The organism is Herbaspirillum sp. GCM10030257 (assembly GCF_042666555.1).
Taxonomy (GTDB): Bacteria; Pseudomonadota; Gammaproteobacteria; order Burkholderiales; family Burkholderiaceae_D; genus Noviherbaspirillum.
On record NZ_JBHTDH010000001.1, the window covers coordinates 118,702 to 134,532 of the forward strand.

20 protein-coding genes are annotated in these 15,831 nt (G+C 55.7%); 9 read left to right on the forward strand and 11 right to left on the reverse strand.

What is annotated here, in order from left to right; all coding sequences use genetic code 11:
* The first annotated feature begins 5 nt into the window (after positions 1–5).
* Genes ureE through ureG form a run of 3 tightly spaced genes read left to right on the forward strand, consistent with a single transcriptional unit; the run spans position 6 to position 1,852 of the window.
* Positions 6–524, forward strand: coding sequence for an urease accessory protein UreE (gene ureE, locus ACFQUU_RS00495; protein ID WP_382241057.1), 519 nt, complete (start codon positions 6–8; stop codon positions 522–524).
* Between the two features lies 1 nt (position 525).
* Positions 526–1,206, forward strand: coding sequence for an urease accessory protein UreF (locus ACFQUU_RS00500; protein WP_382241060.1), 681 nt, complete (start codon positions 526–528; stop codon positions 1,204–1,206).
* 16 nt (positions 1,207–1,222) lie between these two features.
* Positions 1,223–1,852, forward strand: a complete 630-nt coding sequence (ureG, locus tag ACFQUU_RS00505) for an urease accessory protein UreG (protein ID WP_382241063.1) — start codon at positions 1,223–1,225, stop codon at positions 1,850–1,852.
* Positions 1,853–1,977: 125 nt separating this feature from the next.
* Here the strand turns inward: ureG and ACFQUU_RS00510 are convergent, their stop codons facing one another.
* From ACFQUU_RS00510 to ACFQUU_RS00530, 5 genes are all read right to left on the reverse strand, one after another.
* On the reverse strand, positions 1,978–2,778 hold the full coding sequence (locus ACFQUU_RS00510) for a competence/damage-inducible protein A (protein WP_382241066.1): 801 nt from the start codon (positions 2,776–2,778) through the stop codon (positions 1,978–1,980).
* Between the two features lie 75 nt (positions 2,779–2,853).
* A complete protein-coding gene (locus tag ACFQUU_RS00515) occupies positions 2,854–3,693 on the reverse strand; it encodes an EI24 domain-containing protein (protein WP_382241069.1) in 840 nt (279 codons plus the stop codon).
* Positions 3,693–4,679, reverse strand: a complete 987-nt coding sequence (locus ACFQUU_RS00520; protein ID WP_382241071.1) for a sterol desaturase family protein — start codon at positions 4,677–4,679, stop codon at positions 3,693–3,695. The genes ACFQUU_RS00515 and ACFQUU_RS00520 overlap by 1 nt, the downstream gene beginning before the upstream one ends.
* Before the next feature lie 102 nt (positions 4,680–4,781).
* Positions 4,782–5,534: a polysaccharide deacetylase family protein gene (locus tag ACFQUU_RS00525; protein WP_382242146.1), complete on the reverse strand. Its 753-nt coding sequence runs from the start codon at positions 5,532–5,534 to the stop codon at positions 4,782–4,784.
* Positions 5,535–5,563: 29 nt separating this feature from the next.
* The gene (locus tag ACFQUU_RS00530) at positions 5,564–6,532 is read right to left on the reverse strand and encodes a cytochrome D1 domain-containing protein (RefSeq protein ID WP_382241074.1); all 969 of its coding nucleotides are present in this window, start codon (positions 6,530–6,532) and stop codon (positions 5,564–5,566) included.
* 282 nt (positions 6,533–6,814) lie between these two features.
* Here ACFQUU_RS00530 and ACFQUU_RS00535 point away from each other — a divergent pair, with 282 nt between their 5' ends.
* The 4 genes from ACFQUU_RS00535 (at position 6,815) to ACFQUU_RS00550 (ending at position 8,499) form a co-directional block, all read left to right on the forward strand.
* Complete coding sequence (locus ACFQUU_RS00535; protein ID WP_382241077.1) at positions 6,815–7,120, forward strand: hypothetical protein; 306 nt, start codon at positions 6,815–6,817, stop codon at positions 7,118–7,120.
* A 104-nt stretch (positions 7,121–7,224) separates the two neighbouring features.
* Positions 7,225–7,581, forward strand: a complete 357-nt coding sequence (locus tag ACFQUU_RS00540; RefSeq protein ID WP_382241080.1) for an FKBP-type peptidyl-prolyl cis-trans isomerase — start codon at positions 7,225–7,227, stop codon at positions 7,579–7,581.
* A 144-nt stretch (positions 7,582–7,725) separates the two neighbouring features.
* Positions 7,726–7,938 carry a hypothetical protein gene (locus tag ACFQUU_RS00545; RefSeq protein WP_382241083.1) on the forward strand — a complete coding sequence of 71 codons (213 nt, stop codon included), beginning with the start codon at positions 7,726–7,728 and terminating at the stop codon, positions 7,936–7,938.
* Positions 7,939–8,244: 306 nt separating this feature from the next.
* The gene (locus ACFQUU_RS00550) at positions 8,245–8,499 is read left to right on the forward strand and encodes an acyl-CoA-binding protein (protein ID WP_382241086.1); all 255 of its coding nucleotides are present in this window, start codon (positions 8,245–8,247) and stop codon (positions 8,497–8,499) included.
* 116 nt (positions 8,500–8,615) lie between these two features.
* On the opposite strand, the gene ACFQUU_RS00555 is transcribed toward ACFQUU_RS00550, so the two are convergent.
* The 3 genes from ACFQUU_RS00555 to ACFQUU_RS00565 are packed head-to-tail and all read right to left on the reverse strand — an operon-like array spanning position 8,616 to position 11,322.
* On the reverse strand, positions 8,616–8,900 hold the full coding sequence (locus tag ACFQUU_RS00555) for a polyhydroxyalkanoic acid system family protein (RefSeq protein WP_382241089.1): 285 nt from the start codon (positions 8,898–8,900) through the stop codon (positions 8,616–8,618).
* 4 nt (positions 8,901–8,904) lie between these two features.
* A complete protein-coding gene (locus ACFQUU_RS00560) occupies positions 8,905–9,909 on the reverse strand; it encodes a 2-hydroxyacid dehydrogenase (protein WP_382241092.1) in 1,005 nt (334 codons plus the stop codon).
* A 6-nt stretch (positions 9,910–9,915) separates the two neighbouring features.
* A complete protein-coding gene (locus ACFQUU_RS00565) occupies positions 9,916–11,322 on the reverse strand; it encodes a sodium:proton antiporter (RefSeq protein WP_382241094.1) in 1,407 nt (468 codons plus the stop codon).
* Between the two features lie 462 nt (positions 11,323–11,784).
* Here ACFQUU_RS00565 and fdxA point away from each other — a divergent pair, with 462 nt between their 5' ends.
* Positions 11,785–12,108 carry a ferredoxin FdxA gene (gene fdxA, locus ACFQUU_RS00570; protein ID WP_057289519.1) on the forward strand — a complete coding sequence of 108 codons (324 nt, stop codon included), beginning with the start codon at positions 11,785–11,787 and terminating at the stop codon, positions 12,106–12,108.
* A gap of 173 nt (positions 12,109–12,281) precedes the next feature.
* Here the strand turns inward: fdxA and ACFQUU_RS00575 are convergent, their stop codons facing one another.
* On the reverse strand, positions 12,282–12,779 hold the full coding sequence (locus ACFQUU_RS00575; protein ID WP_382241097.1) for a hypothetical protein: 498 nt from the start codon (positions 12,777–12,779) through the stop codon (positions 12,282–12,284).
* A gap of 296 nt (positions 12,780–13,075) precedes the next feature.
* Positions 13,076–13,351 carry a hypothetical protein gene (locus ACFQUU_RS00580; protein ID WP_382241099.1) on the reverse strand — a complete coding sequence of 92 codons (276 nt, stop codon included), beginning with the start codon at positions 13,349–13,351 and terminating at the stop codon, positions 13,076–13,078.
* Positions 13,352–13,646: 295 nt separating this feature from the next.
* On the opposite strand from ACFQUU_RS00580, the gene ACFQUU_RS00585 reads away from it, so the two are divergent.
* Positions 13,647–14,816, forward strand: a complete 1,170-nt coding sequence (locus tag ACFQUU_RS00585) for a GNAT family N-acetyltransferase (RefSeq protein WP_382241101.1) — start codon at positions 13,647–13,649, stop codon at positions 14,814–14,816.
* 18 nt (positions 14,817–14,834) lie between these two features.
* On the opposite strand, the gene nadE is transcribed toward ACFQUU_RS00585, so the two are convergent.
* Positions 14,835–15,686, reverse strand: a complete 852-nt coding sequence (gene nadE, locus ACFQUU_RS00590; protein ID WP_382242149.1) for an ammonia-dependent NAD(+) synthetase — start codon at positions 15,684–15,686, stop codon at positions 14,835–14,837.
* Between the last annotated feature and the right edge of the window lie 145 nt (positions 15,687–15,831).

A 15,831-nucleotide genomic window follows, 5' to 3' on the forward strand; every position in this document is an offset into this window, starting at 1 on the left:
AATCGATGCTGACACTTCACACAAAAATTGAAACCGCTGACGCGATCAGTGGCGAACTGACCCTCCCTTTCGAGCTTCGCGAGAAGAGCCGCCTGCGCGCGCAACTTGCCTCTGGCGAAGAAGTCGCGGTATTTACTGTGCGCGGAACAGTGCTGCGCAACAACGATCTGCTCAAAGGCGACGATGGCCGTGTCGTCCGGATCGTCGCGGCGAAGGAACGCACATACCGTGTGGAGTGCGACACACCACGCACGTTGCTCCGTTGCGCCTTCCATCTCGGCAATCGTCATACGCAGGCACAGGTGGGTGGTGACGGTGCGCAGGGCTTCCTGCGTATCCGGAAGGATCCGGTACTTAAGGAGATGCTCGAAGGCCTCGGCGCAAACGTGATTGAAGAACTGGCGCCGTTCGAACCGGAATCCGGTGCCTACGGCGGCGGCCACCATCACCATGGCGATGACCATCATCCTCTGGCGCCGATTCCCGTGCGCCAGAAGATTCATCGTCCATCCGACAAGGACTGACATGCAGGCAACCGCCTTGCTGCATCTGCTGCAATTGGCTAGCCCATCCCTGCCGATTGGTGCATACAGCTATTCACAAGGCCTGGAAGCAGCGCTGGAATCCGGCATCGTGCGTGATGACACAACGGCGCGGCGTTGGATCGTGGATGCCCTGCACCATGTCATCGCGCGATTTGAGGCGCCAGTGCTTTGCCGTCTGATGCAGGCTTTCGCGAACCGTGACGGCCAGGCTGTCGCCGAATGGAATGAACGTTTTATCGCAGCCCGCGATACCGCCGAGTTTCGCGCCGAAACCATACAGATGGGCTACTCGCTGTCGAAACTCGCATTGGAACTCGGGCTAGGCGATGAAGCGCTGCGCGACATCCTGCAGGCGCAAACAGAAATTCCCTTGCCGACCGCGCTGGCTTTTTCCGCCGTCGCCTTGCAGGTTCCGCCTGATGCCGCCCTGCTCGGCATGCTGTTTTCATGGGCGGAGAACCAGGTGCTGGTGTGTGTCAAGTCTGTTCCGCTCGGCCAGGTCGCCGGGCAGAGGCTGCTTCTTTCCTTGCAGCCAGAACTGGAGGTGGCGGCACGACATGCCGAACAGTTGCAGGATCACGAGTTATCCAATTGGTCGCCCGGCCTGTCGCTGATGTCCATGCAGCATGAAATGCAGTACAGCCGACTTTATCGTTCCTGAATTTTTTCTGAAGACTATGAATACATCCTCCAATCCTTTGCGCGTCGGCATCGGCGGTCCTGTCGGATCGGGCAAGACGGCACTTTGCGAAATGCTTTGCAAGGCTATGCGCAACCATTACGACATGGCCGTCATCACCAATGATATCTATACCAAGGAAGACATGGAAATCCTGCTGCGGGCGGATGCCTTGCCCGCGGAGCGGTTGATGGGCGTGGAGACCGGTGGCTGCCCGCACACCGCGATACGCGAGGATGCCTCGATCAACCTTGAAGCGATTGCGCGAATGAGCGCGGATTTTCCAGATCTGGATCTCATTCTGGTCGAATCTGGCGGGGATAATCTTGCGGCAACCTTCAGTCCGGAATTGTCGGACCTGACGATTTACGTGATCGACGTCGCAGGCGGAGAAAAGATTCCGCGCAAGGGCGGACCGGGCATCACGCGGTCGGATCTGTTAATCATCAACAAGACGGATCTCGCGCCTTATGTGGGCGCGAACCTGGACGTGATGGCAAGTGATGCGAAGAGAATGCGGGGCGAGCGGCCGTTTATCTTTACCAATCTCCGCAGTGGCGAAGGAGTGGAGAAGGTGGTGGACTTTATTCGCAAGCAGGGATTACTGGATGAGGTGAAGATGCGGTAAGTAACAACGCTTGCTCATGGTCCTGGCGCGATGATTTTTCGCGCTTCTTTAGGAGGAACTTTCGACGTATCCTCAACCATGAACCCTTCACGGGTCCAGGCTGGGGATGGGTAAAAAGCACCCTCTTAGACGCCTTGATATTCCGCCCCCAGCCGATCAAGTTCGCCCACCATCTTCCCAAACGCCGCCTCCACCTGCGAAGGCTCGCCCTTCACGCCGAGTTCAATATGCCGGCGGATCGTCGCATCCCCCACGCTCGGTAAACTAAATACTTTCACCAGCGGAAACTCGCTCTCCAGTGCTTCCATTAATGGCGTCAACCTCGACTCCGCCTGCTCAAACACCAGCACCGCCTTTTCCAGCCTCGGCACCTTCTCGAACAGGTGCGAATACTTGTTATCAAGCACCCACTCGATCATCGGCCATGCCATTACCGGAAAACCGGGCACGAAATACGTCGCCCCGCCCACACCGTGTTCAACATAGAACCCGGGAATTTTATTGTAGGGATTTGGAATGATCGACGCGCCTTCGGGAAACTCGCCCATCTTCAATCGGTGCGCATTGTCCGCCACGTTATAGTCCGGCTCCTTGCCGGCCTCTCGCGCCACATCCGCGATACGTTCCTCGATCTTTGCCTTTGCCTCGGGATGCAAGACAAGCGGCAGGTTCAACGCCGCCGCCGCACACTGGCGCGTGTGATCGTCCGGGGTCGCGCCGATGCCGCCGCAAGAAAATACGATGTCGTCAGTGGCAAACGCACGCGTCAGGACATCCGTGATACGGGCACGGTCGTCTCCAACATATTCGGCCCAGGAAAGCTGCAGGCCGCGGGCGTTCAACAATTCGACAACTTTGGGAAAATGCTTGTCGGTACGTTTTCCGGAAAGGATTTCGTCACCGATGATAATCAGTCCAATGGCCATGGCAGCAAGTTGATTGGCAAAAGGGCATTATGCCTCAGCCATTGAGATTCATCCTGTCGCCACCTTTGATGGTTCTCAGTTGATATCCTTCATGGGCGGCGAAGTTGTTACCGGCATATTGGCTGCGCCACGAGATTGCGCCAGCGCATCAAGGCAATAGTGCTCAAACCACAGGCCTGTAAACACGAATACCAGGACGTAGAGCCAGATCGCACCCGCCGCCAGCAGGGGAAAGAAAATGACCGACAAGGCGCCGCCGAGCCAGAGCAAGGTAGGCGCCGCGCCCATGGCGCCAGTGATGGCGCCGATGGCTAGCAGCGGCCAGCGATGCTGCCTGAGGACGAGCTTTATTTCCGAGGCATCCGCATGGTCGGCCAACGCGTCGTAGGCCATGACACGGTAAGTCAGCCAGCCCCAGAGTGCAGGCTGCACGATAAACGTCAGTGGCGGAAACACGGACAGCGGCAAAGTGATCACCCACAACACCGCAAAGATAAGGAAGGAATAACTCGCAATCCACAGGCTGCCCAGCACGGTCCCGCCCTTGCGTTGTTCCAGCAACGGATAATGACGGCTGCCGATGTGGCGCGCAATGATGGGCATGGCAAAAACGCCGACGAATATCAGCGCGGTCAGGATCATGAGTGGCAGCAGCACCCACATGGCGATCAGCGGAACAATCACCGTTTTGATGGCACCAAGTCCGAACCAGCCGAGCATCTCGCCGGCCATCTGAAAACCATTGTTGTCGGCAAAATAGGCATGCAGCCAGTCGATCATTGGCTGCAGCCCCCACCACAGCAGAACGCCCCAGAGCGCGACGGACAGTACGAAGGGAAGGATGGTCAACAGCAGCATACGGAAATGCAGCTGCGACAGCAGCGCCTTGCCAAAGGCGACCAGAACCTTTTTCATCAGGACGTTTTCCTGCGCGCGAACTCGCGCATATGCTTCAACCCCAGCCATTGCTGTGCCCAGAAGCCACGGCCGTAATCACGGCCTTTACCTTCAGGTGGTGGCAGCTGGTCACGAATACCTGTCATGGCAAATTCCCTGCTGAAGCGGGCGGTACGAAACACGATATCCCATACCGGAAACAGAACCGCGAAATTGCAGCCGCCGAGGGTTCCGCCGCCTTTTGACTCATGTCCGATTCCAATCGCATGATGCGTGCGATGGTAACGTGGAGAAACCAGCAAACGCTCACCGATTGCGCCGAAGTGAACACGTACATTGGCATGCTGCAAACTCTGCAGCATGCGCGAGGCGGCAACCAGCAATACATATTGCGACGGTTCGACCCCAATGACCAGCGCAATGACAGCCAGATAAATGTCTCGCAGCAAGTCGTCGAGCAGATGGTTACGGTTATCCGACCACAGGTTCATATCCAGCTGACTGTGGTGCAAACTGTGCAAGCCCCACCACCATCCGAACTGATGGCTGGCGCGGTGATACCAGTAATCGAAGAAATCGAGCACCACGAGATAAATCAGGAAAGCGACTAAGGGGACATCCGTCACACCTGGCCACAGCGCTTCCAGATTGAAGTGAACGACCCCCAGCAGGCGCAAATGTCCGGCGATCAGGTCGAATAGCGGGTCCAGAAGAAAAAACACGACCAGCGTAAAGGCGCCCAGGCGGTGGATGCAGCTGTAAAGAAAATCGATACGCCGGGCTGACGGGTCAATCTCTTTTTTGACCGGAACCCATGCTTCAAGCGGGCGCAGGACAATGAAGAGTATGGCAAGCTCAAGCAGGCCGAGTAAAAACCATTCGGTGCCGTCAAACGCTTCTTCAGTGACGTCGCCAAGTGTCAACATGTACAGCAAAGGCTGCACGACGGTCTGGAATAACCAGCCATGGAAATCCGAAAACCATTCGACAAGGGTGTGGATCATGTTGTCAGTGTCTGAAGGTTAATACGTTAAGGCAGTCATGCGTCGGGCCGATACATGCATGCCCGCGCGAGTGTACGCCCATCCCGGGTTATGCAGGAACTGTCAGCGTTTCCTGTGGTAGGCGGGATGGTCGCGCAATGTGGCAAAGCAAAAGCCCTTTTCCTTCAACCCCGTGATCAGGGGATCGAGGACAGCAGGCGCCCATGGATCCTTGCGCGACCAGATGCCAAGATGCGCGACGAAGATATCACCGTCTTTCAATCCGTTCAACGCACGCTGAAGCAGACGACTGTTCGGCCACGTCTCGCTGGGCAATTCGTCGCCGGAAAAACCGGCACCGTCCGTCCACCCCACATGAGCATAACCGCAGGCTTCGCCCGCAGCGCGCAGTCCCGGTGTAAGCCGGCCTCCCGGGGCGCGCCACAGCGGATCGAGCCTGGCACCGGTAAGCTCGGTGAATCGCTGTTCGACCCGTCGCAATTCATTGCAGTATTGTTGCGCTGTCCACACCTGCTGCTTGCCGGCGTTCGGACCAAACTGAGGCTTCATTGCAAGCCGGCCGTCCGGCAGGTCACGCTGGACATAGACATGGTCAAAAGTGTGGGTGCCGAATGCATGTCCTTCCGCTACCCGGGCCTTCCAGTAAGGTGCCCAGGACGGGTCCAGGGAATAGTCGCCGTTGACGGTCTTCTCGTTAGCCAGGAAGAACGTCGCCTTGATACGATGCTTGTTCAGTGTGCTGGCGATATGGTCGGCCTGCGACTGGCTACCGGTGTCGAAAGTCATGTAAATGGTGCCCTTGCAAGTCACATCCGCAGGCCCGGCGATGACGTGCAGGGGAACGACCACTGTCATCAGGCTCGCGACGCCCAGCAGGATTTTCATCACATCCGCGGAGCGTGGTTGGCAAAATACACACCGTGCGGCGAACGGCCGACGGGAATGGTCTTGACTATCTTCTTCGTTGCGACATCGATGACGGCAACCTTTTTCACCCAGCGCAGCGTTGCCCACAGTGTCTTGCCATCATTGGTCAGCTCCATGCAATCCGGACCGCCGGGTACATTGATGGTGCCAACATTCTCCAGGGTCTGCTGGTCAATGATATTGATTGTGTTGGATACCCGATTGGAAACGAAAATGTGCCGCTTGTCACCCATTGAGCGGAAGTTGTGCGCGCCTTCGCCGGCCTTGATCTTCTTGACCGTCTTTTGCGCGCGCCAGTCGATGACTTCAACGTAATCGCTGCCCATGATGCCAACTAACAGATGCTTGTCGTCGGGCGTCATGGAAATCCCCGCAGGAAGCTTGCCCACCGGGATGGTCCATTTCACGGTCTGGGTAGCAAGGTCAATTGCGCTGACCTGATCGGAACCCTGCTGGGTAATGAAAACAGTTTTACTGTCTGCGCTAAAGGCCATATGGCTGGGCAGTTTCGCAAGCGGCATACGCTTGGCAAGCTTGAAGTCCTTGCCGTCATAGCTATAAATGTCCACATGGTCGAGTCGCAGCGCATTCGACACAAACCATTTCTGGTCTGGCGAAAAACCTATCTGGTAAGGATCGATGATGTCCTTGACACGGTTCTGGATCTGCCCGGTTTTAGGGTCAAGGAAAACCAGCTCGTTACCGACCGCGCTGCCGACAATCAGTGACTTATTGTCGGGCGTGGCCATCAGGTGATGCGGCTCTTTGCCTACGCTGATCGTGCCAATTTCCTTGTGCGAGGTCTGGTCCAGCAGACTGATGCTGGCGTCGCGCGAATTAAGTACGACAACCACATTCGCATGAGCAGCGGTCGCCAGCAACAAGGATGGCAGGACTGATAGAAGAAAGGCGGAAGGACGGAGCATGGGAACCAATTAGTGAAAGGACGCCGCTTATTTTAACGCGCAGAAACCCCCGCCCAAGAACAATATCGACCGGATGTTGCGTCAATTGGAGCATTCGCTCCTTTCATTGGTCTAAGCGGGAGGATCTACGTTGCTGAGCGGCGCAATGCATCATGACGAATTGCAAAGACTTGCGGCGGATACCGAGCAGCGAACACTGCACTAACGAACAGTGTCGCGAGGGCGTTGACCGCGTCGAGTCAACTACGTCGCATTTTGTATGAATTCCATTCCGATCTTCCCATGCACCTCGTCCAGATTTTTTTACCCCTTTATGACAACGCCGGCAATCGCTTGCCGCCTCACTTGTTTACGGCCACCCGGGACGAGATGATGGATCGCTTCGGTGGAATGACATCATATAACCGCGTGCCGGCCAGTGGCCTTTGGCAGGATGAGGGAAAGACTGTCCATGACGATCTCGTCATCTACGAAGTCATGACGGAGCCGTTGGATATGGCATGGTGGCGACACTATCGGGGTCAGCTAGAACACCGGTTCAGCCAGGACACCATCCTGATCCGGGTGCAGTGGATCGAATTGGTGTGATACCAGTTCTGGCTGCGATATAAAGCGAACTTCTGCGTTCGGGATGATATTGACGACAACTGCTACAATTTCGCCAATCTTGAACAAACGACAAAGGAAAACTCATGTCCACCACAATGACCGCATCCGGGCTGCAATATGAAGACATTACCGTCGGTTCCGGCGACGAAGCCAAAGCCGGCCAGCACGTGCAGGTACATTACACCGGCTGGCTGCAAAACAGCGACGGCAGCGCAGGCAAAAAGTTTGATTCCAGCAAGGATCGCAACGATCCTTTTGATTTTCCGCTGGGTGCCGGCCATGTGATCAAAGGTTGGGATGAAGGTGTACAGGGCATGAAGGTCGGCGGCGTTCGCAAGCTGATCATTCCGGCTTCGCTTGGTTACGGTGCCCGTGGCGCGGGTGGCGTGATTCCCCCGAATGCAACACTTATTTTTGAAGTGGAACTTCTCGGCGTCTGACGACTCTTTCTCAAGAGCATCATCTTCCCGAATTGATGGTTGGATAAACCTAGGTCTTGTCCGCTTTCCTCGCGGACGGTGCGATTTTCCAACCGGGCGGCCGTCCTAGCATGGCCGCCCTTCTCCTTCTGATCGGGACTGCGTTTGAAACACCTGCTTATCCGCCTCATCTCCGTCTTTCTTCTTATTCTCTGTACCGGTTGTGCGGTCGTCACCGTGGCAAGCACTGCGGTCTCGGTTGCGGGCACCGCCGTCAGCGTCGGCGTGACGGCGGGCTCGGTCGCCGTTGGCGCAGCGACCACTGTCGCCAAAGGGGCCGTTGCGGTTGGCGGCGCTGTCGTCGGGGACGACGAATAGGCATCCTCAACGGATGACACTCCGCAAAATCCGGCCACGGCCTGCCAGTTCGCGCTACCGCGCTATCCATTGAGACTTACGGTCCCGGCAAAGTCGTACCGGATGTTTTTCGCAACCTTCAAAGCTTGACGCCCACTTGAGCATGTCCTCTAGAGCATTGCTTTGGGAGCAGGTTTTTCTATGCTATTTTGGCAGCATTCTGGGTCGCATATCGCCGCGCGACCGCCCTGTATGCGTCGGCGCATTCGGGCTTCTCGCAAGCGAACCATACTGATTCCATACCGATCCATTTCCAAAGGAGCATGCATGAGCCTTCAAGCCCAGTTCGACCAGGCTGTCCTCGATTCAAAGAACTTGCCGGAACGCCCGGACAATATGACCTTGCTCAAAATTTATGCGCTCTTCAAGCAGGCGAGCACTGGCGATGCCAACGGTGATCGCCCGGGTTTCACCGACATGATTGGCCGCGCGAAGTACGATGCATGGGATGCGCTGAAAGGCACCGCCAAGGAAGACGCCATGCAGCAGTATGTCGATCTGATTACCGATCTAAAGGGCTGATTGCCCGATTTTTGGCGTTTTTCTGATTATTGACTATTGATTGTTGTCTGACCGGCGGTGTGAGCTCACACCGCCGGCATGAGCAGGCTGGGTTGGGTTCTCTCCGACCTCAGTTTTCAGGCGTGGGCCGCAAAGACCTTCTGCATTTTTGCCGCCACCTTTTCCTCAATCGCCGCAGCAAACGCCTTGAACAGGAAGCCCAGGCTGATTTCCACGTGTGCTTCCCGTTCCGCCAGCGTGAGTGAACCGGTTACACCTGCACGGTTGAACAGCAATACGTCGCCATCCCATTCGGATGTCATGTCATATTCCTGCGCCAGCTGGTCTGCAATGTGTTGCGCGGCGGCCCTAGCATGATGATGCGGAAGCGTATGTCGCTGGATGATGCTGATATCTGCCATTCGTCTAATCCCTTGCCGTTCCCTTTGTCTTTGTCATTGCCTCGGGATTGAGTAGATTGGGCGGGCTTATCCCGCCCAGCGCTGCAATCAGATTGTCGGCGGCGCAGTTGGCCATTGCGCGGCGTGTCGGTTCGGACGCGCTCGCGATATGCGGGGTCAGCACCACGTTTGACAAGGTCAGGAAGCCCGGATCGAATGCCGGCTCATTTTCAAACACATCAAGCCCGGCCGCTGCGAGGCGGCCCGCGCGCAAGGCAACGATCAGGGCTGCATCATCGACAATACCGCCGCGCGCAATATTGACCAAGGTGGCGGAAGGCTTCATCTGCGCCAGTTCGGCCGCACCGATGGTGTGATGCGCTTCCGGCGAGTAAGGTAAAGCCAACATCACATGGTCGGCTGTGCGCAGTAACTCTTCCTTGCTCACATAGCGCGCATTATTGGCACGCGCTTCCAGCTGTTCCGGTACACGCGACCGATTATGATAAATCACATTCATGTCGAAACCCATGGACCGTCGTGCGATTGCCTGACCGATGCGGCCCATACCGATGATGCCAAGTGTGGTGCCATGGATATCAGCGCCAAGCAAGGTGTCGTAGCGCCACTTCTGCCATTTTCCGGCGCGCAGCCAGTGTTCGGATTCGGTCACGCGCCGAGCGGCCGCCAGCAACAATGCCCAGGCAAAATCCGCAGTAGTCTCATTTAGCACATCAGGAGTATTGGTCACCAGGATGCCTGCCTGCGTAGCGGCTGCCACATCAATGTTATTGAAGCCGACCGCCATGTTGCAAATGGCCCTGAGCGATGGACAGGCTGCGATGACTTCAGCCGTGATGCTGGAACTTGGCGTGGTGAACACGCCCGCCTTGCCTTGCAGTTTCGCGATCAGTTCGTCCTTCGAATAGAGTTGATCGTCCGGATTCGCTTCGACTTCGAAGTACTGGGACAGACGTTCAACGACGTCGGGAAAGACAGCGCGCGTTACGAGGATTTCAGGTTTGGTCATGCCGCCTCAACGAAAGAAAATAAAGGTCATCACAATGAACAAGGGCACCAGCACCATGCACGACCATGCCATGTAACCGAAGAAGGAAGGCATCTTGATGCCGCGCTCTTCCGCGATCGCTTTCACCATCATGTTTGGCGCATTACCGATATAGCTGTTGGCGCCCATGAATACCGCCCCACAGGAAATTGCGGCTAGCGTGCCCGCAAGCCTGGTCATCAACACGCCCGCATCGCCGCCGGCCGTATTAAAGAATACCAGATAGGTTGGTGCGTTATCGAGGAAGGACGAGAGAGCCCCTGACGCCCAGAAATACATCGCGTTGATCGGCTGGCCATTGCTGTCCGTCACTGCACGGATAACGGAAGCAAAAGCGCCCTCCTCGCCGGCGCGCAACATGGCGATCACCGGAATGATGGTGATAAAGATACCGGCAAACAGCTTTGCGACTTCCTGGATGGGCCCCCAACTGAATTCATTGCCTTCGCGTGCGGACTTCGGCGTGATCTTGAGCGAAATAAAAATGACCGCGACCAGGAGAACATCGCGCACCACGTTCTGTAATTCCAGTTCGACACCGAATACGTTGAACACAACTCCGGACTTCCAGAAACCGCTCATCAGCACCAGGCCGACAATGACCGCTAACAAGACAAAGTTTGCCTTGCCTTCGAAGCGAAGCGGAGCGTCGGGAGTAGGGTCAAGCGAGACTGGCTTGATTTCTTCCTTGTTGCGGTAGTAGTGCAGATCGAGCAGGTAAAAGATCGCCAGTAGCGCCGTGCAAAGAAACAGCGTTTCCGGAAAGATGTTTTGCATTGTCCAAAAGAAATCAACGCCCTTTAAAAAGCCAAGAAAAAGCGGCGGATCGCCAAGTGGCGTCAGTGAGCCGCCGGCATTGGCTACCAGGAAAATAAAGAAGACCACGATATGCACTGCATGCTTGCGATTATCGTTGGCACGGATCAGTGGCCGGATCAGCAGCATTGATGCACCAGTCGTCCCCATGATGCTGGCTAGCAGCGTGCCTAGTGCAAGCAGGCCGGTGTTCAAGGCTGGCGTTCCATGCAGGTTTCCGTATACGCAGATACCACCTGCCACGACGAACAGTGATGTGATCAGGATGATGAAGGGTATATATTCCCCGGCAAAGGCATGCAGCGCCCCGCCGCCGGCAGTGCCGGCACCGTAAATGAAGGCGCAAGGCAACAGAAAAGCCAGCGACCAGCCGAGCGCGATCTTTCCAAAGTGGTGATGCCAGAACATCGGCGTCAGTAGCGGACAAAGGGCGATAGACAGCAGTAGCCCTGCGAACGGCACACCCCATAGCGCGGACACGCCGCTGCCATTGAACTCGGCCGCCTGGCTCAATGCCGGCAGCAGTCCTGCCAAACCGATCAGGATCTTTATGCGCACTTTCTGTCTCCCCTATTTTTAATGGGGGCCATTTTATCTCGGAAAAACTACTGATCTGGTGGTAGAGCCCTACGTAGTGATACGTACCGGCGGCTGGTTTTCAACGCCATTTCCCGCTTCCCCATAAGGGAAATCGAGTTAACACCGTAAATTTCATTTGACCCTGGGTGAAAGCGCCAGCTATCAGGGAGCAGCTAGCCGAGGCTCTAGTTGCATGCTGGACAACTACCGGAATGTTTTTCAAAGTCCCTCTTAGAGGGTATCAGGTCATTGCCACCGAACGGACTTCGCATTTGCTTATTTGTAATCTATCTAAGTCCCGTTTGTTAGAAACAGTCAAATATCTTAAAATACAAGGCTTTGCAGCGGGCCGCATTATTTGGTGCGTCATACTGGCGCTTTTCAACCAGCCGCCCGGCTTTAACACAGATCAGCTTTAAAAAATTTTCAGATAGGACTGTTATGACCCACGTTGTGACCGAATCCTGCATCCGCTGCCGTTATACCGACTGCGTGGATGTATGCCCGGTAGATTGCTTCCGCGAAGGCCCGAACTTTCTGGCGATCGACCCCGATGAATGCATCGACTGCGCGGTGTGCGTGGCCGAATGTCCGGTCAATGCAATCTATGCCGAAGAAGACGTGCCGGCCGATCAGCAGCACTTTATCAAACTGAACGTCGACCTTGCCCGCAAGTGGCCTTCGATTACCAAGACCAAGGATCCGCTGCCAGACGCGGATGACTGGAAAGACGTCAAGGACAAGCTCAAGGAACTCGCCGAGTAAGCGTGTAGAGCATTTCCTCGCAATACCGGCATGCTGCTTTGACCAAGGTTGGGTCAGAGCGGCATGCCGGAGCAGCATTGCCATCTTCATTTCTGCCTGCCGTATTTCCCCTTCACGCTGTGCCGCCATCTTGGCCTTTTTATCCACCTTCCACATCGCGGTCGGTGCTCAGCCTATTTTTCATGCATATATAAATCCAGTAGTTCTTGCAAGGCCCTGACGGTCGACGCATGATCGCCGGTATGGAGAATTCCATAGCCACCGTGCTCCACCCAGCGCTCAATGTTTTCCGGTGTATCGTCGATCAGCACCTTGTGCGGGCCGCTGAATTCCTGTTTGAGTTTTTTCGGGACGACATGCACGGTGAATTCGGGGCCAAATATGCGGGCTACCCATTCGCGTTTCTGTTCCTGGAAAATTCTTGAGGAAGGCGCCCCGGTCAAAAAAATCGGCTCCAGGTCGCGCGTTGCTTCCCACAGCACCATGCAACCTTCGATCAGTTCCAGTTCCGCAAAAAATCGCTTGTCGGAATTCACCATCTTCCATAGACGGTTGCGATCGAGTTCGCTGGGGTGCTTCCCGGTGAGATGCCTGACCCGTGCATCAAAGTCGGCAAATACGCCATCGAGGTCAAGAAATACCTGAAGCTTCGGTCGTTGCGACAGCGTCATGTGCTTTTCCTTTTCATTTTGCCTATGCGTTTTATTGGTGTCCGTGCCGGGCATCGGTGTTGGCGCAATTGACATCCACGCATGATGATATTGAGCCAACTGTTCTACAAAAGTGCAAGGCAAATGATTGGGGACATGTAAAGAACATTAAAATTTTTCAGATAGCCAAAAACACAAAGGCCACCTTTCGGCGGCCTTTGTGTTTTTCATAGCATCGATTTACAAGGCGCAACAACCTTACTTCGTACTGGCACCCTACCAGTGCGAATCATCTGACGTGCAGTACGGCCTGCAGCTTAAGATCCCGAACGCATGAAATCCGGTGTAAACACCATGGCGGAGCCACCTTGCGCAGGGTCTGCACCTTTTGCTGCCGCCTTGCGCGGCGATACCTGGCGGCTACGCACCCGACGGGAAAATGCAGTGATGAATGCAGCATAGCCATTCGATCCCGGCCTGATCCCCTCCTGTGCCGCTTTGACAATCCCCATCTCGAACGTGTCGTCGAGGTCGTACGCAAGGTCGCCTTTGTCCCATGCGGATTCGTCGCGATGAACTAACTTCGGTTGCATTTTGTTTCCCAATATCAGACTAGAAGAATTCGTTGAACGCGCGGTGCTTGCATCGACGCGCGCCGTAATCAACTTTACCTGCGCGGCGTGCCTGAATTCAAGAGTTGTGTGTAACAGTTTGTTGAACCGTTAGAGCCGTACAACAAGCTTTACAAGCTGTCATTGCGAACCTTGCCACGCTTGTGACGAAGATACGCCGAATGATGTCGTGTCCCTTGATCCATCTCTACACCGGCAACCGGACAACCCCTATGTTGTCAGCAGATGAACACGAATTGTCTGACGAGAAATGCCTATGCGACAGAATGCGAAGATCAATGTGGACCATGGACAATTTGCCTACGATGACTCATCGTCAATGCTTTCGTCTGGTACTGCTGAAATAGTTGATTCTCGGATTTATGACGCCGAGATTCCCGACTTTGCAGGACCAGAACTGGACCGTCTGTATGGATCGCTGTATTCATCACTGTCACACTTCCGCCTCAACGGTGGACTCGAAGATGCCAGTACCTACATTTTAGAAAGAAACGGAAAGCCGGCTGTTATTCTTTTGTTCCGTATCGAGCGGGGAAACGCCCAGGTGATCAATGAGGGCATGCGTCTGCGCGCCGAAGACGTCGAGCGGTTTTGCGCCAGTTTGTTTCAGCGCCACCCCTTGGTGACTTCAGTCACTTTCCATGCGGTGCGCATCATGAATACAGCGCGACGCATCTCCTATGTGCAGCAGCGCTTCTTTTGTGCCGAAGACTTCGTCGCCGATCTGCCGGACGGTGCCGAAGCTTATCTCGCCATGCTAGGGAATGCGACGCGGAAGAATCTCAAACGTCATCGCAACCGGCTCGAGCGAGCATTCCCCGACTTCTCGTTCCGGGTCGATGAAAAAGACGCCATCCGCGAAAACGATGTACGTCGCATCATCGCATTCAACCGCGTACGCATGGCGCAGAAACAGAAAGAGTCTTTCATTGACGAAGAAGAAACGCAGCGCATCCTGCAGCTTGTAAAAGCATGTGGAACGGTCTCCATCGTGACTATCGGCGGAGAACTCGCTGCTGGTGCAATCGCGGTCCGGATTGGTGACAGCGTCATATCCAAGGTCAATGCGCACGACTCCCGCTATGACGATTATCGGCTAGGCATGCTGTGCTGCTATCTGACGGTATGCGCGGCTATCGAGGCGGGAGCCCGCCGATTTCATTTCGGACATGGGCGGTACGACTACAAGACTGCCCTGCTCGGCGCGCATGAAACTTATGACCACCTGGTGCTGTATCGCTCGCGCCTGCAACAGTTGCGCGACGGTCGCCGCGCTCTGAAAACCGCGTTATCCGGATATCGTGTAGAAGCAAGCAGATGGCTACTTGACAAGATAGAGCGTAACGGCGGCGCCGGCTGGGGTGTACTGCGCAAGGCCCTGAGCGCCTGGCGTTCCCGGAAGCAGCGTGGCGTCACAGCGACCTGACAGGCGATCCTTCCATATTCAGCTCAGCGGTGTGGCCGGCAACGCTCGCTTGTGAGCGGTTGCGTGATACTGCTTCAGGATAATGTCGAGGTCGCTTGCGCCGATCGGCTTACCTTCCAGGAAATCATCAATGACTTCGTACGAGACGCCGAAGGCAGTTTCGTCGGGCTTCAAGGGTGCCAGGTTTTCCAGGTCGGCGGTCGGCACCTTGTAGACCAACGCGTCCGGTGCATTGAATGCCGCCGCAATCGCACGGACGCGTCGTTTCGTCAGTCCGGTCAGCGGTGCCACATCACAGGCGCCATCACCGAACTTGGTGAAGAAGCCCATCAACGCTTCGGCTCCCTGGTCGGTACCGACGACCAAGCCCGCGGTCGCCCCCGCCACCGCGTATTGCGCAATCATGCGCTGCCTTGCCTTGATATTACCGAGGATGAAATCTTCCTGTTCGGCGCTAGGGAAGTTCTGTCCACCGGCTTTGATGGCGGCAAGCATGGCATCACTCGCCGGTCGGATATCGACTGTCATGATTTCATCGGGTGCGATCACGTCCAGAGAGCGTTGCGCATCATCTTCATCTTTTTGCACGCCGTACGGCAGGCGCATGGCGATAAAGCGTGCCTCATGTCCGCGTTCTCTTGCCTGTCGTACCGCCAGTTGCGACAAGAATCCGGCGGTCAATGAATCCACGCCGCCACTGATTCCGAGCACAAGGCTGCCCCGTCTATAGCGAACGAGCTGTTCGCAAAGAAAATCCGCACGACGCTGGATCTCGGCTTGCGGATCGAACGTTGGCGCGATACCGAGTGCCTCGATGATGTGACGCTGCTCTAACGAAACAAGCTTTTCATTCCGGGTTTCTTGCTGCATGGCTTCCTCTATGCTGTCCATGGGTATCTGAGACCGGCGCGATGTAGTTGCGGGGATTTGTTGCGGCCTGCACGCACGCGTCTAGAGCGGGTTTCATATTGATATACTGTCGCCTCAGGCCGCCTTGACGCGCCGGGCGGCGTTG